This window comes from Lacrimispora xylanisolvens (genome assembly GCF_002934545.1).
GTDB lineage: Bacteria > Bacillota > Clostridia > Lachnospirales > Lachnospiraceae > Lacrimispora > Lacrimispora xylanisolvens.
The window spans coordinates 1-20,009 of sequence record NZ_PTJA01000017.1; the positions used below are offsets into that span (position 1 = coordinate 1).

21 protein-coding genes and 1 other annotated feature are annotated in these 20,009 nt (G+C 41.7%); of the genes, 3 read left to right on the forward strand and 18 right to left on the reverse strand.

Features of this window, described 5'->3' with window-relative positions:
• Window positions 1–180: 180 nt before the first annotated feature.
• From BXY41_RS23855 to BXY41_RS23925, 15 genes are all read right to left on the reverse strand, one after another.
• Window positions 181–1,056: an aminoglycoside 6-adenylyltransferase gene (locus BXY41_RS23855; protein ID WP_341457884.1), complete on the reverse strand. Its 876-nt coding sequence runs from the start codon at window positions 1,054–1,056 to the stop codon at window positions 181–183.
• Window positions 1,053–1,760: an HAD family hydrolase gene (locus BXY41_RS23860; protein ID WP_104439392.1), complete on the reverse strand. Its 708-nt coding sequence runs from the start codon at window positions 1,758–1,760 to the stop codon at window positions 1,053–1,055. The genes BXY41_RS23855 and BXY41_RS23860 overlap by 4 nt, the downstream gene beginning before the upstream one ends.
• A 63-nt stretch (window positions 1,761–1,823) precedes the next feature.
• On the reverse strand, window positions 1,824–2,459 hold the full coding sequence (locus BXY41_RS23865) for a CatB-related O-acetyltransferase (protein ID WP_104439393.1): 636 nt from the start codon (window positions 2,457–2,459) through the stop codon (window positions 1,824–1,826).
• Entirely contained in the window at window positions 2,452–3,258 is an 807-nt protein-coding gene (locus BXY41_RS23870; protein ID WP_104439394.1) for an amidohydrolase family protein, read from the reverse strand. The genes BXY41_RS23865 and BXY41_RS23870 overlap by 8 nt, the downstream gene beginning before the upstream one ends.
• Window positions 3,258–4,505: a [Fe-Fe] hydrogenase large subunit C-terminal domain-containing protein gene (locus tag BXY41_RS23875; RefSeq protein ID WP_104439395.1), complete on the reverse strand. Its 1,248-nt coding sequence runs from the start codon at window positions 4,503–4,505 to the stop codon at window positions 3,258–3,260. Before BXY41_RS23875 ends, BXY41_RS23870 begins: the two co-directional genes overlap by 1 nt.
• 91 nt (window positions 4,506–4,596) lie before the next feature.
• Window positions 4,597–5,160, reverse strand: a complete 564-nt coding sequence (locus BXY41_RS23880) for a GNAT family N-acetyltransferase (protein ID WP_104439396.1) — start codon at window positions 5,158–5,160, stop codon at window positions 4,597–4,599.
• Window positions 5,161–5,286: 126 nt separating this feature from the next.
• Window positions 5,287–5,907, reverse strand: coding sequence for a C39 family peptidase (locus BXY41_RS23885; RefSeq protein WP_104439397.1), 621 nt, complete (start codon window positions 5,905–5,907; stop codon window positions 5,287–5,289).
• 4 nt (window positions 5,908–5,911) lie between these two features.
• Window positions 5,912–7,177: an Nramp family divalent metal transporter gene (locus BXY41_RS23890; protein ID WP_104439398.1), complete on the reverse strand. Its 1,266-nt coding sequence runs from the start codon at window positions 7,175–7,177 to the stop codon at window positions 5,912–5,914.
• Window positions 7,178–7,205: 28 nt separating this feature from the next.
• Window positions 7,206–8,348, reverse strand: a complete 1,143-nt coding sequence (locus BXY41_RS23895; RefSeq protein WP_104439399.1) for a GGDEF domain-containing protein — start codon at window positions 8,346–8,348, stop codon at window positions 7,206–7,208.
• Between the two features lie 96 nt (window positions 8,349–8,444).
• Window positions 8,445–9,320 carry a GNAT family N-acetyltransferase gene (locus BXY41_RS23900; RefSeq protein ID WP_104439400.1) on the reverse strand — a complete coding sequence of 292 codons (876 nt, stop codon included), beginning with the start codon at window positions 9,318–9,320 and terminating at the stop codon, window positions 8,445–8,447.
• 15 nt (window positions 9,321–9,335) lie between these two features.
• Entirely contained in the window at window positions 9,336–10,139 is an 804-nt protein-coding gene (locus tag BXY41_RS23905) for an ABC transporter permease (protein WP_104439401.1), read from the reverse strand.
• Complete coding sequence (locus BXY41_RS23910; RefSeq protein WP_242980352.1) at window positions 10,136–10,936, reverse strand: ABC transporter permease; 801 nt, start codon at window positions 10,934–10,936, stop codon at window positions 10,136–10,138. Before BXY41_RS23910 ends, BXY41_RS23905 begins: the two co-directional genes overlap by 4 nt.
• On the reverse strand, window positions 10,923–11,909 hold the full coding sequence (locus BXY41_RS23915; RefSeq protein ID WP_104439402.1) for an ABC transporter ATP-binding protein: 987 nt from the start codon (window positions 11,907–11,909) through the stop codon (window positions 10,923–10,925). The genes BXY41_RS23910 and BXY41_RS23915 overlap by 14 nt, the downstream gene beginning before the upstream one ends.
• A 392-nt stretch (window positions 11,910–12,301) precedes the next feature.
• Window positions 12,302–12,967 carry a class I SAM-dependent methyltransferase gene (locus tag BXY41_RS23920; RefSeq protein WP_104439403.1) on the reverse strand — a complete coding sequence of 222 codons (666 nt, stop codon included), beginning with the start codon at window positions 12,965–12,967 and terminating at the stop codon, window positions 12,302–12,304.
• Window positions 12,968–13,058: 91 nt separating this feature from the next.
• Window positions 13,059–15,431, reverse strand: coding sequence for a valine--tRNA ligase (locus BXY41_RS23925; RefSeq protein WP_185140393.1), 2,373 nt, complete (start codon window positions 15,429–15,431; stop codon window positions 13,059–13,061).
• Window positions 15,432–15,490: 59 nt separating this feature from the next.
• Window positions 15,491–15,757 (reverse strand) — a binding site (T-box leader).
• A gap of 283 nt (window positions 15,758–16,040) precedes the next feature.
• Between BXY41_RS23925 and BXY41_RS23930 the strand changes: the two genes are divergently transcribed.
• The 3 genes from BXY41_RS23930 to BXY41_RS23940 all read left to right on the forward strand — a co-directional run bounded on the left by BXY41_RS23930 (window position 16,041) and on the right by BXY41_RS23940 (window position 18,324).
• Window positions 16,041–16,616: a 50S ribosomal protein L25/general stress protein Ctc gene (locus BXY41_RS23930; protein ID WP_104439405.1), complete on the forward strand. Its 576-nt coding sequence runs from the start codon at window positions 16,041–16,043 to the stop codon at window positions 16,614–16,616.
• Window positions 16,617–16,718: 102 nt separating this feature from the next.
• Entirely contained in the window at window positions 16,719–17,420 is a 702-nt protein-coding gene (locus BXY41_RS23935; RefSeq protein WP_242980354.1) for an MgtC/SapB family protein, read from the forward strand.
• A 16-nt stretch (window positions 17,421–17,436) separates the two neighbouring features.
• Window positions 17,437–18,324: a sigma-70 family RNA polymerase sigma factor gene (locus BXY41_RS23940; protein ID WP_104439406.1), complete on the forward strand. Its 888-nt coding sequence runs from the start codon at window positions 17,437–17,439 to the stop codon at window positions 18,322–18,324.
• A 57-nt stretch (window positions 18,325–18,381) separates the two neighbouring features.
• Here BXY41_RS23940 and BXY41_RS23945 read toward each other — a convergent pair whose 3' ends face one another.
• The 3 genes from BXY41_RS23945 to BXY41_RS23955 are packed head-to-tail and all read right to left on the reverse strand — an operon-like array spanning window position 18,382 to window position 20,006.
• Window positions 18,382–18,660, reverse strand: a complete 279-nt coding sequence (locus BXY41_RS23945) for a YciI family protein (protein ID WP_104439407.1) — start codon at window positions 18,658–18,660, stop codon at window positions 18,382–18,384.
• Between the two features lie 17 nt (window positions 18,661–18,677).
• Window positions 18,678–19,133: a GNAT family N-acetyltransferase gene (locus BXY41_RS23950; protein WP_104439408.1), complete on the reverse strand. Its 456-nt coding sequence runs from the start codon at window positions 19,131–19,133 to the stop codon at window positions 18,678–18,680.
• 15 nt (window positions 19,134–19,148) lie between these two features.
• Window positions 19,149–20,006 carry an AAA family ATPase gene (locus BXY41_RS23955; RefSeq protein WP_104439409.1) on the reverse strand — a complete coding sequence of 286 codons (858 nt, stop codon included), beginning with the start codon at window positions 20,004–20,006 and terminating at the stop codon, window positions 19,149–19,151.
• Between the last annotated feature and the right edge of the window lie 3 nt (window positions 20,007–20,009).

Here is a 20,009-nt window from a genome sequence, read left to right on the forward strand (position 1 = left end):
GCAGACCTACATTTATTTTAGCACAGGAGTAACTTATATCTAAAGATCAGCCCTCCCCCTGCATAGCAGGGGGTTTATTTTTTACTGTCACACAATTATAATCCATGGATTTCTATTGCGGTGTTTACAGAAATCCATGGATTTTCCTTTATCACACGTAATGTCTGTGATACGATTTGATTAATAAACTTGTTTTGCATCCCCAGGAAGTTCTCTGACATGTTTTAAATATCCCATGCAGTTAGACGCCTCCGTCATGTCATAGAAAAAGCCAAGCTCACCTGACACAAATCCTGCCACCTCATGAAACAGGTTACACATTATTTCTACTGCTTCCCAGATATGTTCTGCCTCTGCATCCGCATATGTCTTTAAAAATCTCTCCCATTCTCCCTCTGACAACCACCGGTACATATCCTTACCGGCCTTTCCGATACTGCATGAAAAACCGGTCATAATTCCGATCTTCCAGGATAACAGTGTCACCAGCTGGGGCCGTATGTAATGATTGAGCATATCCTGCACATATGGGATCTCATTTCTCCATAATCCCTTGGCTACGTTATCAAGGCACCACCAGAATTCATTACAGGTACATAAAAATTCTGTCTGCGAGGGCTTTTTCACCCAATGGCTCTGGTCTGATGATTCCGGGATTACAGGCAGAATGTTATCTTTGTCCAATAAAATTTTGCAGAGCCGGTCGGCAGATATATCTTTTTGGGCACGATCCGGAATCATCACATGAAGATCCAGCCTGTTACCGTCTGAAAACTGTATTAACCACCCATAGCTTTCGTCCTTCTTATGGGGAAAAGCCGGGTTTTCATCTGGATACTGCATAAAAAGCCGTTCTCCAAAACGGTCGATCCATGGTGTATCTTTGATAAAAGACTCCGTCTCATTTACTATGTAAACCACATCATAATCCTGAAACAGATCCCGCACTGCATTTGGATTTGTTCTGGATCCGCCCATGTAAACTCCTCTGATTCTGTCATCAGCCTGAGCGATACCAAGAATCAGATCATACATTTCTTTTTCGGTTCTCATCATTTACCCCTCCTAAAATTACATCCCCATTCTGCTTTCAGACAATCAATCAGACCAGAGAATTTATTAATATGGTAATCTGCATATTCTAAAATCTTTATTCTTTCCGCCTCCGGTTTTACATCTAAATATTCGGAAAGAACCGTTTTCATTCCAGCTAATTTTGCCCCCTGCAGCTCATCAGAACCGCCATCGCCTGCAAATACGCTCCTATCCGGCGTAGTGCCCATTTGTTCCATGGCATATTGGTATATTCTGATGTCCGGCTTTAGCATTTTTACATTACATGAAAATATGGATAAATCAAACAATCCATAAAGCGGTGAATCTTTCCAATATTTACAGTCAATTACATCTGCATTACTGATCAGACATGTTTTAATACCCAGATCCCTAATAGCTTTTAACGTTTTCAGAATCTCCTGATCCACATTGACCAGGGCCCACCTCATTCGCTTCTCCCGTCTGTCCAAAAGCAATTCTTCCTGCTCTTTTGTTACAGAAAACGGGAGTGTTACCACGATACCCTCAATAATCTTCTGTTCTGTATGAACCTCCCCCAGAGCCCGTTTTTTGTAAAGAGCTGCCTCTTCTGAATAATGCTCCCATTCAGACGGACTAAGGTTTAAAACATCACATTCCATTGGTCTTTGATTATGTGGGACAATCAGTGTAAAAAACAAATCACAAAAAAGTACTTTGATCATTTGTCGCCTCCTAGTGTCTGCACAGGCAGGAGGGCAGACCTTCGTACTGTCCTCCTGAAATTATTACTTATTCTCCTCCAGCAGCTTTCTCACATTACCAGAAGTAATTGCTTCCACATTCCGTTTTACTTTCTCTTCGGGCCAGTCCCACCATCTTAAAGTAAGAAGTGCGTCAATTACTGGCTGATCAAAGCGGGGACGAATTGTTTTTGCAGGAACTCCTCCAACAATTGAATATGGTTCCACATCCTTTGTTACAACCGCTCTGGTTCCAATCACTGCACCATCACCAATATGTACTCCCTGCATAATAACCGCTTCATAACCAATCCACACATCGTTTCCGATTACAATATCACCTTTGTTGTCCCATGTATCCGTAATGCGTTCCACAGGGAGATCCCACTCATCAAAAAAGATACCAAAAGGATAAGATGACAGAGATCTCTGGGTGTGATTGGCGGAAGTAAATATAAATTTCGCTCCGCAGGCAATGGAACAGTACCTGCCAATAACCAAATGCTCATTGTTAACCGGATAATGATAAAGTACATTATTTTTTTCAAAATTCACAGGATTGTTTACATAATCATTATATATCGTGTAATCCCCAATTGTAATTGCCGGATCTTTTACTACATTCTTTAAGTATACCGTTTCTTTATCATGTTTTCTTGGATAAATTAAACCGCTATTCATACTTCTCCTTCCAGAATAACTTCCTGGCATTTTTATAAAATACCTTCTCTGCTCCATCCCTGCCGAAGATTTCAAGAACTGTGTCATAAAAGCCTTCATAGCGTTTATAGCTGTCCCTTCCAAACACAGACGCGTCCGTTCCGAACAGAATTTTTTCCGGTCCGCATTTTTTAATGGCTTTTATCATCTCTTCTTTGGAAACTAAAGTAGTATCCCCATAAAGGTTTGGACAGCTTGCGATTAATTCACTGGCTCTTTCCCTGTCACCGCCTAAATCCATATGTACAGCCACAAATGTGACATCAGGATTATCAGCTGCTGCTTCATACACATACTCTATATTGCTGTATCCATCCCTCTGGGTATGAATACAAAACGGTATGTTATGCTTTCTGCAGATCTCTATATATGGCTTATAATCAGCAGAAGAAAAAGGTACGCCTGCAGTTTTCGGGTGAACCTTCATTCCTCCCATACGCCCTTTATTTTCCAGCAGAAAACTGGAAATCCGTTCTTTATTCCGGTCAAATAGGGGACGAACCCAAAAAAGCAGCAAAAACCTGTCTCCATATGCGTTTATGTGCTTAAGGGCACAGCTGTTAAGAGCAATCGTATCCTTATCCGGAAATCTCTCACTTCCCTGTTCATCAAGAGAATTGAGACCGATATCAGAGATTACCGCCTGATCCACACCAAATCGGTTCATATCATTTAAAAGTTCTTCTAATCTGATTTCATAAGAACCATAGATCCCCATATGCACATGGGAATCTATGATCCTGTCAGTATTGTCCGACATCACGTTATGTTACGGCTAAATAAATCCGTCTCCTCTAAAAGGCTCTCGATCGTATCAAGATTTAAACGGTGTAGAAGCTCAATTACATAGGGATTTTCAGCCGGATGCTGATAGGTTGCTTTCTCTCCATATTCATTCACCAGCTCAGTTCCTTCCTCTTTCCCCAGAATCGATCTTGGTCCGCCTACGCAGCCGCCCACACAGCCCATTCCTTCATAAAAGTTGGCATCAATCTTTCCGTCCATAATATCCTGAATCATCTTTTTGCAGGCAGGTACTCCATCCGCCTGCTTTGTGCGGATCTGAATTTCCTTTTGAGGGCTGATTGCCTTCACGGTATGTTCCACTGCTTCGCTTACTCCGCCCTTTCTTGCATAGATTCGGCCTGCTTTAGAGGAATGATCCTTTTCACTTTCTTCCATCACTGCGGGATCAATTCCCAGAGCGTCAAAAATATTCTTTACTTCCTGGAACGTAAGAACATAATCCACTGCACCAGCTAAATCCTTTTCCCTTGCTTCAGCCTTTTTCGCAAGACAGGGACCAATAAATACAGTCAGCGCATCTGGATGAAGTGCCTTTACCACTTTGGCACAGGCAACCATGGGAGACACGGAACCAGGTACATGGGGAACCAGCTGATGATAAACCTTGCGGATCATACCGATCCACATGGGACAGCAGCAGCTTGTCAGCTGATAATCTCCGCTTCCCTTAATATTTTTATCAAATTCCAACGCTTCTTTTAGCGTCAGGATATCCGCAAATAAGGCAACTTCAAGCATTCCGTCAAATCCCACTTCTTTCAATGCACTTCTTAACTTTCCAGGTGTAACATCACTGGAAAACTGTCCTAAAAATGCCGGAGCTATCATGGCATAAACAGGCCCCTCTGCGCTCCTTACCGCTTTGAGAGCAGGAATGATATCGGTACTGGCCGCCAGCTTTTCTCTGACACAGCCGTCAATACATTTTTCGCAGCCCAGACATAATTCCGGTTCTACCACTATTCCATCTTTCTCAGCCTTAATCGCTCCAAACGGGCATCTTTTGACACATTCCTTTTGTTCCCCTTCTCCACAATCACAGTCACCTGTACGAATTACAATGGGATGCTTTTCGGGATTCAGCAGGCAATCCAGATGATAGGGATCATAAGTATTGCCGTTTTCTGTTTCCGCCGGATCAAAATTTCCTGACAGTGCCTCACTTACTGTACGCTCGTAAAGTTCTTTAAATGTCTTCATGAATTACCTCCCGCATGTATGCTTTCTGTTCTGTATCACATAATCTATTATCATTCCTTATTTCTTTCTTACTATTCCAGTAAACTCCTAATTACAATGGATGATTGAAATATAAATCTTTTGTGATTGCAAATAAAGAGTAATCACAGATTCCCATATTATTCTTGCCTGCCTGCCGCATGGTTCCCTCATACAACATTCCCGCTGCTTTCATAACTCTGCCGGAATTAGGATTATTGGTATCATGTCTTGCACATACCCGGTTGAGGCCAGCTTCTTCAAACAGAAATCCCATCACCGCCTTTAATGCTTCCGTCATAATACCTTTTTTCCAATACTCTTCGCCAATGCAGTATCCGATCTCTGCCTCTTCAATCTCTTCATTCATATGTACCACACTGATACTGCCAATGGCCTGATGGTTCTCCTTCCATTCAATACACCAGTTAAAATTCTTCGGATTTTCATAATCCTTCACCCATGCGTTAAGAATTTCCTCTGAATCCGCTACTGTCTCATGAACCGGCCATGTTAAAAATCTGGTGACATGACTGCTGTTTGCCCAGTTATAAAACATATCATGGGCATCCGCTCCGCAAAACGGGCGTATAACCAACCTTTCTGTTTCCAAAACAACCGTACCTGGGAAATTCATCGCAATTCCTCCTGACTGATTTCTTTCACTGGAAAAGTAATCCAAATATAGCTTTATCATATCATATTTATCAATAAGGGAAAACAAAAAAATCAGGGCAACATCTGCTGTCCTGATTCATTTCTGTTAAATAAAATACTCAATGGTATCTGCCGGTTTTCTCTGGGTTTCCCTGTTAAACAGGATGGTCGCCTCCCTTGTTTCCACCGGACCAAGTGCATAAGGTTCTTTTCCCGTACCATTCATCAATTCCCATGGAACCTTCCGGTTTCTGAGGCATGGCATATCGGTAATCAGCTCCAGGTTCTTCTGCTTAAACGGCTTTTTCCTGTAATAGGGATCAAACAGATAAACATAATCCTGATCAGAACCTGTTATCAGCACATAATGCCAGCAGCCATACATGACTCTGGCGACCACAGCACCACCCTGCTGAAGTCCATATATTATTTTACTGTTTTCTCCCAGATACACATCGCTCCCGGTTAAGTATTCACTTTGGACGGGAAACTTCTTTACTTTTCCAAACTGGTTAAACCAGTTGCTCATGAACATCATTGCCATCTGGGAAGTTCCATTTTTGCCGAATTCCCCTTTTGTATTGTAAGAATCCAGACAGAATAACATGATATGCTTGATAATATCAGGCGGTATTTCCTCCCTGCGGAAAAGAAAACTCATGGCATTCAGTAGTGTAGTGGGTCCGCAATCAAATTCTGTCACCTGATAGCTTAATGGGTTTTTCATAATTTCAGCCCTTTCCTGCAGCAATAAAAAGCATTATATTTAAAATCGTTAAGATCACACCTATGGCAACGAGAAGAATCTTATCCCGAAGTCCATTTTTATATTTACCCATGACACGTTCTGAGGACGTGAGATAAATCTGCAAAAATACGGTAATGGGGAGCTGCACACTTAAAAGCATCTGGCTGTATACCAGTCCCTTAAAAGGATCACGGATAAGGAAGATTACAAACGCAGCAATCACTAAAATCCACGTTACTCCAAACCTGGTATGAAGATCATCGGGATCATAAGGTTCCCCAAACATTCCAGCAAATATGGACCCTCCTGCCATACCTGCAGTGGTGGTAGATGCTATTCCTGAAAACAGCAGCGCAACCGCGAAAATAATACTTGCACCTGGTCCCACCAGTGGTTTTAGCATCTGTGCTGCCTGACCCAGCTCTGAGACATGCTCGCCTTTCGTGAAAAATGTGGTGGCTGCCAGTATAATCATCGCGCTGTTAATTGCCCAACCGATTATCATGGATAGTAACGTATCAGCAAATTCATATTTCAATTGAAGCTTCTGAATGGATTCATCCTCTAAATTCCACTGTCTGCTCTGAATAATTTCCGAATGAAGGAATAAATTATGAGGCATAACCACTGCCCCCAGCACTGACATGATAATCAGCATGGAACCTTTGGGAAACTCAATGGTAGTCCATCCCCTTACTGCCTGATTCCAGTCTACATTTACCAGACTAAGTTCATAAATAAATGACAATCCAATGATGGAAACAAAGCCAATGATCCATTTTTCCAGCTTCTGATAGGAATTGGTGAACAGCATCCATAAAATCAAAGCCAGTATGAGTACAGAGGCCAGCTTTACCGGAATCCGAAACAGCAGATTAAGGGCTATGGCCGCTCCAAGAATTTCCGCCATAGCGGTCGAAACGGCTGCCAGAACTGCAGTTGATAAAACAATCTTTGAAAGCCAGGGCTTTAAATGCTTGTGGGCTGCCTCAGCCAGGCAGTCTCCTGTTACAATTCCAAGGTGTGCCACATTGTGCTGGAGTATAATCAGCATAATGGTTGAAAGAGTGACCATCCAAAGCAGTGTGTATCCATAATCCGATCCTGCCGCGATATTGGAAGCCCAATTTCCCGGATCAATAAATCCAACCGTGACCAAAAGCCCCGGTCCCACATAATGAAGCAATTCCTTAAGTCCAAACTTTGGTTTGTGATGTTTTGTGTTTTCCTTTTTTAAAAAATCAAACATGCCAATTACCTCCCTTCTTTATCTCTGACTATATTTCTTTTTCATGTATCCGTATGGCATCTCTTGTAATTTTAGCCTGATATAATGCCTGATCAGCACTCATAAACAATCTGGCGGCATTCATCCCGCTCCCATATTGTGCAAGCCCAAAGCTGGCAGTCATCTGTAATTCCGGGTACTCCTTAAATTCTACTTTCTTTAACTGATCCTGAATTAAAACTGCCGTCTCATATGCTTCATTTATATCAGTATGATGAAAGATGATGCAGAATTCATCCCCGCCATACCGGTATACATTTGCCTTGATACAGTTGCTTTTTAACAGCTGCGCAAAAGCGATCAGGCATTTATCACCGGTCTGATGCCCCCAGCTGTCATTGATGTTTTTAAATTTATCAATATCCGTAATCCCAAATATATAATTATCCTGGGGATTGCAGTCTTCTAAATCTCTCATTGCATCATGGAGTGCTTTCCGGTTATAGATGCCTGTCAGCTCGTCCATCTTCAGCCGCTTTGTCAAAGTGATCCGTTCCTCTTCAATGCGGATACTGGCCCGGTTTTTCCGCTTCTCATAGTGAATTACCACCATACAGATCATGGATACGGAAAACATAATAAACAGCGCAATCAGAAAATTTCCCAGTCTGAGCGTACTTTGAAAAATGGTAGGCTTGTCCACATCCCAGGTGATAAACAGCTCAGATATCACCAGTAACGCCAGTCCACTGACAGAAGTAGAGAGTGTAACCAGATAGCTTGCATAAACTGTAGTTAAAATTATGGCTGTCACAAACACATAATACGTAACAGTGAATGCACTGTGGGCCGTAAACAGAGAAAAGCAGATAACTGTGTTAATTATGGATACTGTATAAATCTTAGCGGTCTGAGAAATTTTTTCTGATTTTACCACCATATGGTCTATCACTGCACACAATCCATTCACGCCGCTTGGTACCAGTATAAATTTGAAAACAAATTTGGGAACGGTTGTATTCAGCATGTCTGTATTCACCAGTATGAGACCCATAATGCATTCTACTGCCAGGGCAAATAGTACCATTCCGATGGATATCTTATAATGAAGGCTGAGCCAGTCTTTATCGATTCTGGTATATTCCTTTTGTATCTCATTTACTTGGGCGGTTTCATTGGGTTCGGCTGCCATAGGTTTCTCCTGCTAGTTTCGTTCCTTATATTCTGAAATTGTAACACCAGTCAGTAAAACCGTCAATTTCTTTCATGGCAGCCGGTTAAAAATTAGTTACGTATGAGCCAGCTCTGGAATCCGTAAGAAATCCCCTTCAACTTTGTCTAACGCGGATCCTTTTACATGCAGTACCGTATCGTTGTCTTTTATCTTTGAGCAGGTAAAACCCTGTTTATCAATTGGAGAAAATCCCAGAACCAGACTCTTTACCTCTCTGCCAAAGGCTGCTGCTATCCGGTCCAAATCCACCTTTTCCGGGGCAAAAACCTGCTGCAGATGCAGCTGGCCTTTCTTAAGCACGGCAAATACATAAGCCCCCTGCTCCGGAATAAAATAAATATCTTTACTCAAATAGTCCAGTGCATAAAACATGGTAAGTTCTTCATTGGTTTCCAACCACAGACTGCTCTGAGGGCAGCTTTCTTTCATCCCCCGCTTAAGCCTGAGAAGCTGATCATTTTCTCCGATCTGTATTTTTACAGCAGTTGCCTCCTGATCAATGGTCACGTCCTTTTCATATTCAAATTCATCTGACCTCCTGAAACCAAACTTAGGATAAAAATCCAGTACACTTTCATTGGCAAATAAAAACCAGCCTTCCGTCTTTCCTTCATAATCACGCTGAATTTCCTCCATCAGCTGCCTGATCAGCCCTTGATTGCGGCAGGCTTTGCTGGTCATAACCGTCCCCAGCTGAATGTAATGCCGCTGCACTCCATTTTCCCGGAACACCATGGGACTTACAGAAACATTTGCCAGGACCTCATCTTCCTTAAGAATGGAATAAGGGATATAATTATTCTTCCAGTAACCGTTCTGATACCAGTTTTCGAAATCCAGACCAAATATCTGCCCAGCCAGCCGGTTAAAACTATTTCTTGCCCTTTCGTCCTCCTGATATCCTTTTCTTAACACGTAACCATCTCTCATCTTATTTTTCTCCTTTTATGAACTTGCACTATTATAATGCCGTATTCCCTGCTTCCACACAAAAGCCGTCAATAGGGTAAAGCCTGCTGCAATCAGGATTCCCCAAACAGCTCCGGCAAACGTCAGCTCCCCTGTGAGAAACTGAACCGGTATGGTCGCCATGATCCCATAGGGCAGAATCACATAAAAAATCACTTTGTAGACTCCGTAGAACACAATTCCCGGCAGCTGCATACATAAGGTAAGCCCTGCTTCCTCCAGAATGATTGTGTTTCCACTAGTCAATATAAAAAACGTAAAAGACCGGATCAGTACCTCAACCAGATAATACAATACCGTCATAATCGCTACCCAGAACACATACCCCAGTACCAGGATGGGAGTAATCTTAATTCCTCCCTCTTTAATCCCGTAGGCAATAATCACTCCACTTAAAAACAGCAGTGGAACAGACCCCGGATTGACCCGTTCAAATGTCAGCCGCAGCAAAGGGCTCCCTGGTTTCGTCAGGTACAAATCCATATCTCCATTTTTAATCTTATCCGGAATGCTGTTAATCCCGAAAAAATAGATTATCATATTAATGGCATTAATCATGGAAAATGTTCCGATATAAAGAATCATCTGACCCTTCCCCCATGTGCCGATCCGGTTCACATTGGAATAAATCACCTCAAACACACAAAGCTGGACGAGAAAAACGCAGCTGTCCACAAAGAATGGACCAAAAAATCCCAGCCGGAACATCATTAAATTCTGCAGCCGCAAATTAATTAAGACTCTTACCATCCGTAAATTTCTTTTTATTCTGCTCCTCATATTCCCACCCCGTCATATTTAATCCTGTAATTTTGCCATGTAACATGAATGATTGCCTGAAGAACCACGCACCAGCAAAAAAGAACCAGAAGACCCATTCCCAGTTCCCCCTTAAGCCGCCCGATCAGCAGCATGGAGGGAAGATAGGTCACATAATAGAAAGGAAATGCTTTCATTATCCAAAGGAAATGCTCTGGCAGCAGCGTAAGCGGAATAATACTGCCTGTGACAAACGCCACCAGATTATCTTTTATCATAAGAAATAACCCGATTTCCTCATATTTTAAAGTCAGCAGCCCCAAATAGTAATTAAGCTGAGCCATGAAAAACAGCCCCAGCAGGATTAAAATACCTATCCCTGCCACAATCGCCGGATCTGGTGCAAAAACAAATCTGATCCGGAATATAAAAACCCAGATAACAGACGTAATGAAGTAAATAATAAGATGAAACAGCACCATCCCCATTTCCATGGCAACAAAATACCCCTGAATATTTACCGGAAGAACCATATATTTTGAAAAGGTCCCATTCCTGATTCTCTGGCTGATCTCCATGCTCACTTTAGAAGACATATCCAGCTGAGTGAGGAAAGAACTGATAATATAATAAGACATCATGCTGCTTAAGGTAAACCCCGCCACCTCATCTCTGCCTGCAAATATGGTTCCCCATAGCAAAGAGGCAAACAGAATCCTAGTTAATGAAAATAAAATCTGAATGACCGAGTCTCCCCGCCAGGCAAGCTGGGTCTTAATAAAAATTTTAAGTATTTCCAGATATTTACGCAAGCCCATCTCCCCCCTCCCGATAGATTCTCTCTACTATGGTTCCGATTTCCTCTTCTTCAACCGTTATGTCAGTGGGAAGCAGATTCATTAGTTCTCTCAGCAAACCTGCTGCATTTTCTTTTGGCACCATAATCACCTTTTTATAAGGTGTCTGTTCCAGAATCCGCGCTTCAAACTCCAGATTAGGCAGCAGCGTCGGTTCAGAAAAGGTAAAGGTTATTTTTTTAAATTTCTGAAACCGTTCAAACAGCTTTTCCGTGTCTCCATCATAGATCTTACAGCCATGATTGATGACGATTGACCGTTTGCACAAAGCCTTTATATCCTCCATGTAGTGGGAAGTGAGAATAATGGTGGTTCCCCGTCTTTCATTAATTTCTGCCAAAAATCCCCGGATCTGTTTTGACGCAACTGCATCCAGCCCTATAGTAGGCTCATCTAAGAATATAATCTTTGGATTGTGAAGCAGTGCAGCAATGAGTTCCATCTTCATCCTCTCTCCAAGAGACAGCGTCCTGACCTGAACATGCATCAGATCCTGTACCTGAAACAGTTTCACAAAATAATCCCTGGAACTCACATACTCCTCTTCCGGTAATCCATAGATTTCTTTAAACAGGCGAAGTGTATCTTCCACGGTCAGTTCAAAGAACAGCTGACTCTTCTGACCCATTACGACTGCATACTGCTGCTTAAATTCATGCTCCAGATCATTGGGATAATACCCCAGTACACTTACAGAACCACTGGTGGGTGCAATAATACCGGTGAGCATCTTCACAAGCGTTGTCTTGCCCGCTCCGTTTGGTCCAATCAGGCCTACAAATTCCCCTTCCCGGATGGTAAGATCCAGATTACCAACCGCCTGTTTTTCTTCATACTCCCGTCTGATCAGCCCCTTAATACTTCCAAGCATACCTGCCTGTTTCTTAAATCTTTTAAAATTTTTGGTTAACCCAGCCGTTTTAATAATTTCCATGTGTTTTCCCCTTCAATCAATAAAAAATGACCGCCGGTTCATCTGCCCCACAGGCATAATGCTTTAGCGATCTCAAATAAGACCTGCTTCCAGACAGATTAGGAAAAAAAGACAAAAAAAAGCATAACTTTACCGTTATGCTTTCAAAATGTCAGTCTGGTACAGACAAATATTTGGAAGGTATGCGCTTTTGCAGTGCAAAAGTCAAGCATTCAGTAAGGCAGATTTATCGGCATGACAGCCGAAAAAGGGCAGACTAATCACGTAAATCGTCTTCGTCTTTCCTTTTCAACTATTTAGTTAGTTGCGATCTCCAATACTGACACACGTAACATACACTTACCTCTCTTTTCTTTATAATAATCTGATATTACCTTATAATGTAATATATGTCAATCTTTATCAGGAATCACTTGTTTACTGGCTAGAAGAATGGTGGTATTACCAATGCGGAATTCCATTTCTACCCTCTCAAATCCGCCTTTTTTTAGCATGGCAATCTGATTTGTGACCGTACATGGTGTGTCATAATGGTAAAACTCCCCTTCTGGAATGCCCATCTCATCTCTGAGCCTTTTATACTCTGCAAAATGAAGATCTTCCTCTTCCTGATCTTCTACCATGTAATCGCATTCAATGTAGCATCCGTCACCTTTTAAGGCTTCAAAAATTTTCTGATATAACCCGATCTTTGCTTCATGCTTAAAATGATGCATTGTCTGAAATGAAATGGCACAATCAAATGTATTCCTTTTCAGATCAACATCAAAATAATTTCCGCATATTAAATTCAGTTTCCTGTCTGGAAAATTTTGTTTTAATTGATCAAGCATTTCACGGGTTATATCAATTCCTGTGACAGAAAGATCCGGAAATCTTTTAAAAATCTCATTCAACTCCAAACCTGTTCCACAGCCCAGATCCAGCAAATCTCTGCATGACTCAGTAAGAAGAGAAGGAATCAGTGCATAAGCCTGTTCACATCCTTCCACCCCAGAAAGCATATGCTCTTCATATTCATCAACCCGAGCTGCGAAAAAATCCTCCATCCGTTCCATATTAACCTCTCCTATCAACGTTTCAATTCCCTTACCATAAGAGTATCGCGGATGGGGGACTCACGCAACCTCAATCTTTTTTCTGAATCATTCAGCTCCTTATCATAACCTTCTTCGCTCCGGTACAAGCCTGTATATCCAGCTTTGTCGCTTTAAAAAATTCCCGGAATCTTTTGGAACTTGTAATAATCAGTTCAGGAATCTCATCTTTCATGGACAGCTGCTTTTCCGTCTTCTCCTTCCGAACTGTTCCGATCAGCTCCTTCACCTGTTCCCCAAATTCCAGATAAATCTTGTTGGCTTCTCTCCGTTCCCAAATCGTCTGGTGGATGGACAACATTTCTTCATGACTCCGGTAAAAGTCCTGATATATATACTCTGTTATGAACGGGGTATAAACTGCATACAGCTTCAATATACCAAGCAGACTGTAATACAGCCCATATTGTCCTGAATATCGTTCTCTTACGCCATGCTTTTCCGGCTGATAAAGACGCTCCTTTACAATTTCAATATAGTAATCACAAAAATCCCGCCAGAACAGATCATCAATTTCATGCCTTGCCTGACCAATTTCAAAATCGTCTAGAAGTTTTTTTACAACACCGGTAGTTTCACTAACCCGTTCCAACATCCACCGGTCAATCGGCAGCAGGGTCTCAGGATCAAATTCTTCCTTTTGTTCATAATCATTCAACTGCATAATTGTGAATTTCGCCGCATTATAAAGCTTCGTCAAAAATCTTCTGGAACCCTTCATTTCATCTTCACTGAAAAATGTATCTGTACCCAGTTTGTTGCTGGCTGCCCAATACCGGATTGCATCCGCCGAATAGGTTTCAATCAGTGCCAGGGGCGAATTAGATGAATTATTTTTTGATTTACTGATCTTCTCTCCGGGTTTTGCCAGTACAAACCCGCTGATCATAATGTCCTTCCAGGGGATTTCACCAGTGTGGTAGAGACTTTTTACAATGGTATAAAACGCCCAGGTACGAATGATTTCATGTGCCTGATTTCTCATTCCCATGGGCAGAATCTCTTTGCTTCTGTCAAAATCCTCACCATATCCGGCATTGATAAAAGGGGTTACGGAAGACGTTGCCCAGGTATCAAATACCGCTTCCTCCGGAAGAAACTGTGTGCATCCGCAGCTGCATGCTTTCCCTGGCATTTCTTCCAGTGGATTTACAGGGAGCTGGTCTTCTTCTGCAAATATAGGTTCTTTGCATTCCTTACAATACCAGACCGGAAATGGAACTCCGAAATACCTCTGTCTGGAAATACACCAGTCCCATTTTAAATTCTCAACCCATATCTGATATCGCTTTTTCATATGGGCGGGATGCCAGCTGATCTCATCCGCTGCCTTTAAAAATCTGTCTTTTTCCGTCAATACATCAATATACCACTGATTGGAAGGAATGATTTCCACTGCCTGGCCGCACCGCTCATGAACAGCCACGCTGTGAGAAACTGCCTCCTGCCTTACAAGCAGATCTCTGCTTTTTAATTCTTCCACCATTCTTTGCCTTGCCCGGTTGACTTCCAATCCCCCAATATAAGGAACCTCCCCGCTTATGGTTCCGTCCGGCAGAATTATTTTTTTATAAGGAAGCTGATGGGTCTGATACCAGGAAACATCTGTTGAATCACCAAAGGTTGCACACATAACAGCGCCCGTTCCTTTTTCCATGGATACCATCTCGTCTGCCATAATGGGTATTTCAAAATCATACAGGGGAACTGTGGCCATTTTCCCGATGAATTTGTGATATCTCTCATCCTGTGGATGAACGAAAATGCATACGCAGCCATACAGCAGTTCCGGTCTGGTAGTTGCAATCAGTAAATCTCCCAGAGAAGTTTTAAAATTCAGATAGTGAAAGCTGGATTCCAATTCCAGAGTATCAAGCTCTGCCTGTGCGATGGACGTCTGGCACTGGGTGCACCATAAAACAGGCGACTCTTTCCTGTAAGCCTTTTTCATCTTTACCAGATTAAGAAATGATCTCTGGGATATTTTCTGAGACAGAGAGGACACCGTCTGATAGCTTAAATCCCAGTCCACACTGAATCCCAGTTTCTGAAACAACCCCCTAAAATCAGTTTCATACGTTTCAATAGTCTCCACACAAATATTCCGGAACTGGCTTCTTGGCAGCTGTCCTGCCCGGATCTTCTTATCTCGTTCCACCAGCCGCTCCGTTGGAAGGCCGTTGTCATCAAATCCCAGGGGATAGAATACATCATACCCCTGCATGCGTTTAAACCTGGCTATTATTTCAGCCTGTGTATAGGAAAACACATGACCAATATGAAGCGTTCCGCTGACAGTGGGAGGTGGCGTGTCAATGGAATAAACCGGCCGTTCCTTTCCCTGTCCATACTTGTAAATTTGGTTTTCTTCCCAGAAAATCCTTAACTGTTTCTCTGATTTTTGAAAATCATACTTCTTATCCATGATGGATACCTCCTGTAATATTTACTACAAAACAGACAAAAAAATACGCCCCAAGCTATGCTTAGGGCGAATTAACGTGTCCGCGGTACCACCTAAATTCAGAAATAATTTTCTGCTCTCAATACAATACGGGAAGATTAAAGAACTTCTTCTGATATTGCTTCCCCTGATAACGGTGGGAATCTCCGTTGGAGTCTACTGAGATAAAATCTGTTCAATCCAAAGCTCAAAGGCTACTTCCATGCTTCCATCACGAAGATTTTCACCAGCCATCTTCTCTCTGTTCATCCGGAATCGCATGTACTCCTCCTCGTCAACGCTTTTGTCTGTGTTTGTTATTCTAATTTTAGCACAATTTTTTTTGGTGTCAACGGGAAAATAACTGTTTTTTTATATAATCAGAAAATATTTTCTCACAAACAGTTCAAATTACAATTAATGGATTTGCTTTTTTTCGCTCTCTATGGTATACTTATGTCAATTGGATATAAAAGAACCGTCTATTAGAGAAGGGCTTTTGCTGGTTTCACAGGATTTTGAAACCATTAAAAGCCCTTCTTTTTCAATAACGGCCCAATATATTCAAAAAATTTTACGAGGAGGATCACAATGAATACTATTACAGTGGAAAAACGTAATGAACAATTAAAAGCAAAACAATTGCGGAGAAAAGGCATTGTGCCTTGCTGCATTTTTGGTGGCAGTCTTCCCAACTCCATCTCAATTCAAATGGAGGAAAAAACTGCAGAAAAGCTGCTTCGCAAGCAGAGACTTGGAAGTAAAGTTCAGCTTAAATTAGAAGATCAGACAATCGTAACACAGATTAAGGACAGCAGCAGATGCTTTACAGATAGTAAAATCGAGCACATTAACTTTCAGGCTCTTGATCCAAAGACAAAGGTAAACAGCCTGGCACATGTTATCTTAGAAAATGCCGAATTTGTTACCGGAGTCTTAGATAAGATGCTGATGGAAGTCCCATATGCTTCTTTACCAGAAGACATGATTGATACCGTTACTGTAGACTTAGAGGGCAAGCCAATTGGTACCATCATAACAGTGGCTGATATTCCTGAATTTTTAAGTGACCGCATTGAGCTTCAGGTGGAAAAAGACAGCATTATTATCAGAATTTCTGAAAAGAAATATGCTGCTGCAAGAGATGCAGAGCAGGCAGCCCAATAACGGATACATAGAATAAGGGTGCTTCTATTAAGAGCCTTGATTGTCAATTTGCAATAAGACAAGAGAGGCTCTGTGTTTTATTTAAAAAAAGAGGTGTTAAAGGTGCCATATATAAATCAGTATTCCTCTTATCTGCAGGAAATAAATATTTTCTCCATTATAGTGAGACTGGGAATGTCTCTGATTGTCGGTGGTATATTGGGAACAGAGCGGGGGCTGCGAAATCGTCCTGCCGGTTTTATGACTTATGTACTGGTGTGTATCGGCTCCACAATGGTCATGCTTACCAATCAATATATTGCTGTCACTAATCCTGGAACTGACCCCACCCGGTTAGCCGCACAGGTCGTGAGCGGAATCGGCTTCCTGGGCGCCGGTACTATCATTGTTACCAGAAATGATGAAGTTCGGGGTCTTACCACTGCTGCCGGACTTTGGCTGGCGGCCGGACTTGGAATTGCCATTGGAACGGGCTTTTACTCCGGGGCTGTTATCGGTATGTTCTTTTCGGTCTTCGCATTGATTGTATTGAAAAAAGTAGATGTCTATATCAAACAGCACGCAAAAAGCATGGAGGTTTATCTGGAACATAATTCTCAATTTTCTCTGCGGAAACTATCCGATTTTGCATGTGAAAACCACTTTGTTCTGTATGACATGCAGCGGGGAAAAGTAAAAACATTGGAGGAAGAATTCGGAACACTTATTTTTACAGTTGGCACTTCCCAAAAGTTCAATCATTCTGATGTATTGGAAAAAATATATACATTAGAGGGAATTGAATACGTACGGGAGATTTCATAGATACAGGGAGGATCAGATGTCGGAAACAGAACAGCAGAATGTGGATGCAGCAGTTTTAGAAAAACAACTTGATTCAAATATAGACGATTCCATAAAATTGTATTTATTACAGGCAGGGGAAGCGCCTTTGCTGACCAGGGAAGAAGAATATAATCTTGCCAGGCTCTGCGCACAGGGCGATCAAAAGGCGAAAGAAACTCTTATTTGTTCGAATCTAAGGCTAGTAGTCAGTATTGCAAAAAAGCATGAAGCATATGTTCAGTCCCTAACCCTGCTTGACCTCATTCAGGAGGGCAATATCGGCCTTATGAAAGCTGTGGAACGTTATGATTATAAACTGGGATACCGTTTTTCCACCTACGCCACATGGTGGATTCGTCAGGCTGTCACCCGGGGAATCGCGGAACAGGACAGGACCATACGACTGCCGGTGCATTACAAAGAAGATGTTAACATGATCAATCAACTCCTGCGCCGGCTTGATCAGGAACAGGAATCTTTTACAACCAAGGATCTATCCGATATCACTGGACTTTCGGTTGATAAAATAGAGCGTATTATGATGGATTCTGCATCGATCGTATCGCTGGATACCCCCATTGGCGATGATAACGCAAGTTTTTTAGGTGATTTTATTGAGGACAAAACTATACTATCTCCGGAAGAACGTGTATCTGATATTATGTTGAGAGAAGAAATCAATAAGCAGTTACAATCTCTAAAACCAAGAGAGCAGATTGTGGTAAATATGAGATTTGGTCTTAACGGACATATGCCCCATACTCTGGAAGAGGTAGGAGACCATATCGGTGTTACAAGAGAACGAATCAGGCAGATTGAGGCCCGGGCCTTACGCACCCTTCGTCTCCCTAACCGCAGAAAATTTCTGGTTGATTTTATATAGACCTGATTATAAGGGCAGACAGTTTAGTGCTGTCTGCCCTTATATTATTATCTTTTATTAAACTTCCAACAGATAATTATTTTCTTCATTGGCCACTTCCAATGTCCTGACTTCAAATGTTTTACATCCCGATGAAATAAAGGGATCTGACTTTGCAATACTTGTGGCTTCTTCCAGATTATCAGCTAAGTATACAACCATCCCACCCGGATAGTCGCTGAACGGTCCGCAAAGCACTAGTTTCCCCTGGCTTTTCAGGCTTTTTAAATGCTCTACGTGTTCCTTAATTAATTCTTCATTTAAAGGCTTTTGATTTTTCATGAAATAAACGTACATGGCCTGTCTCCTTTCATTTACCGTTCCATTACAAAGTGTGCCAGCTGGACGTTCCCATCCATCTGAGTCCCATCAATTTTAAATGGAAATTTTTTTGTATAAAAATTAACGTTTTCTTCTTTATCCGCTGGTGTGATTAAAGTAATCTTTTTCCAGTCCGAATAATGATCTAGCATAAATTCAAGTGCCCGCGAGCCGATTCCCTTCCCCTGATATTGTGGAATCACACAAAGGCAGCCAAGATAATATTCACCGTTTCCCAAAACTTCTAAAGCAATGACACCAACAGCCTGATCATCACAGTAAATAATCTCTTTCGGGTACTTTTCCAGGGAATTCTCCATACTTTCTCTGGATCTTCCATAAGCGGGGCATTCCCCATATCTGACATAATCGTCGTAGAATGCTTCATTATAAATCTGAACTAATAAATCAGCATCTTCCTTTTCTGCTTTCCTATACGATAAATTCATAGGTTATGCCTCCTTTTACAAAAACTCTTTTTCATACTTTTTAAAAAATTGATAGTAAGCCTGTACATTAGACAGTTCCGTCCATTTTTTAATATCAACCGGATTCTCATCCATATCGTAAATCTTCGCCCCTCTCATAGAGAGAAGAAATGGAGAATGAGTCGCGATAATAAACTGGCAGTGGAAAAAACGCGCTGAATCTTCTAAGAATTTCAACAGTTCCTGCTGCCGTTCTGGTGATAAACTATTTTCCGGCTCGTCCAGTAAATACAGCCCATCTTCCTTAATCTTTTCACAAAAATACAGATAAGCACTTTCTCCATTGGAATGCTCCCTTACATTCCCCATCAGGTTCTTTCTGACATAACGGGACTGGGTATTACTCCGGGACATATTAACCTTCTTAAGCTTTTCATAATCATCCAAAGATTTCATCTGGAAACTGGAATACTTTGAGTCCAGATATTCATCAAACAGCTTTTCCCGTTTTTGATGTATCCCCTCATTTAGAGACCTTATATTAAGCATAAAGTCAAAAACATCATCACTGGTAATAATCCGGCTGTCTCTTGTGATTGGTTCTTCCACTTCATAAGAGCAAAGATCCGTATAGTCCTTAAAAAAATTCGACCGGTTGTAAAGGGCTTCCCGGGTAAGGCAAAGCTTTTCTGCAATCACATTTAAAGCTGTTGTCTTACCCGACCCATTGCCACCATATAAAATCGTAACCGGCTCAAAATCCAGCCTGGTCAGCTGATTTTTTGACAGAATCTGAAATGGATAAAAGGTATCATAACAAGTTCGTTTCAATCCCATAGTGAAGCTGTATTCTCTTTCTATACTGGGAAATGAAAATTGTGACAGATAAATCATTTG

Coding starts and splice junctions, on each gene's coding strand:
- BXY41_RS23860 (WP_104439392.1), bottom strand. CDS start 1,760: ATGATCAAAGTACTTTTTTGTGATTTGTTTTTTACACTGATTGTCCCA.
- BXY41_RS23925 (WP_185140393.1), bottom strand. CDS start 15,431: ATGGATAAGAAGTATGATTTTCAAAAATCAGAGAAACAGTTAAGGATT.
- BXY41_RS23920 (WP_104439403.1), bottom strand. CDS start 12,967: ATGGAACGGATGGAGGATTTTTTCGCAGCTCGGGTTGATGAATATGAA.
- BXY41_RS23955 (WP_104439409.1), bottom strand. CDS start 20,006: ATGATTTATCTGTCACAATTTTCATTTCCCAGTATAGAAAGAGAATAC.
- BXY41_RS23895 (WP_104439399.1), bottom strand. CDS start 8,348: ATGGCAGCCGAACCCAATGAAACCGCCCAAGTAAATGAGATACAAAAG.
- BXY41_RS23855 (WP_341457884.1), bottom strand. CDS start 1,056: ATGATGAGAACCGAAAAAGAAATGTATGATCTGATTCTTGGTATCGCT.
- BXY41_RS23900 (WP_104439400.1), bottom strand. CDS start 9,320: ATGAGAGATGGTTACGTGTTAAGAAAAGGATATCAGGAGGACGAAAGG.
- BXY41_RS23880 (WP_104439396.1), bottom strand. CDS start 5,160: ATGAATTTCCCAGGTACGGTTGTTTTGGAAACAGAAAGGTTGGTTATA.
- BXY41_RS23950 (WP_104439408.1), bottom strand. CDS start 19,133: ATGAATTTATCGTATAGGAAAGCAGAAAAGGAAGATGCTGATTTATTA.
- BXY41_RS23890 (WP_104439398.1), bottom strand. CDS start 7,177: ATGTTTGATTTTTTAAAAAAGGAAAACACAAAACATCACAAACCAAAG.
- BXY41_RS23945 (WP_104439407.1), bottom strand. CDS start 18,660: ATGTACGTTTATTTCATGAAAAATCAAAAGCCTTTAAATGAAGAATTA.
- BXY41_RS23885 (WP_104439397.1), bottom strand. CDS start 5,907: ATGAAAAACCCATTAAGCTATCAGGTGACAGAATTTGATTGCGGACCC.
- BXY41_RS23930 (WP_104439405.1), top strand. CDS start 16,041: ATGAATACTATTACAGTGGAAAAACGTAATGAACAATTAAAAGCAAAA.
- BXY41_RS23910 (WP_242980352.1), bottom strand. CDS start 10,936: ATGGGCTTGCGTAAATATCTGGAAATACTTAAAATTTTTATTAAGACC.
- BXY41_RS23940 (WP_104439406.1), top strand. CDS start 17,437: ATGTCGGAAACAGAACAGCAGAATGTGGATGCAGCAGTTTTAGAAAAA.
- BXY41_RS23865 (WP_104439393.1), bottom strand. CDS start 2,459: ATGAATAGCGGTTTAATTTATCCAAGAAAACATGATAAAGAAACGGTA.
- BXY41_RS23915 (WP_104439402.1), bottom strand. CDS start 11,909: ATGGAAATTATTAAAACGGCTGGGTTAACCAAAAATTTTAAAAGATTT.
- BXY41_RS23870 (WP_104439394.1), bottom strand. CDS start 3,258: ATGTCGGACAATACTGACAGGATCATAGATTCCCATGTGCATATGGGG.
- BXY41_RS23875 (WP_104439395.1), bottom strand. CDS start 4,505: ATGAAGACATTTAAAGAACTTTACGAGCGTACAGTAAGTGAGGCACTG.
- BXY41_RS23905 (WP_104439401.1), bottom strand. CDS start 10,139: ATGAGGAGCAGAATAAAAAGAAATTTACGGATGGTAAGAGTCTTAATT.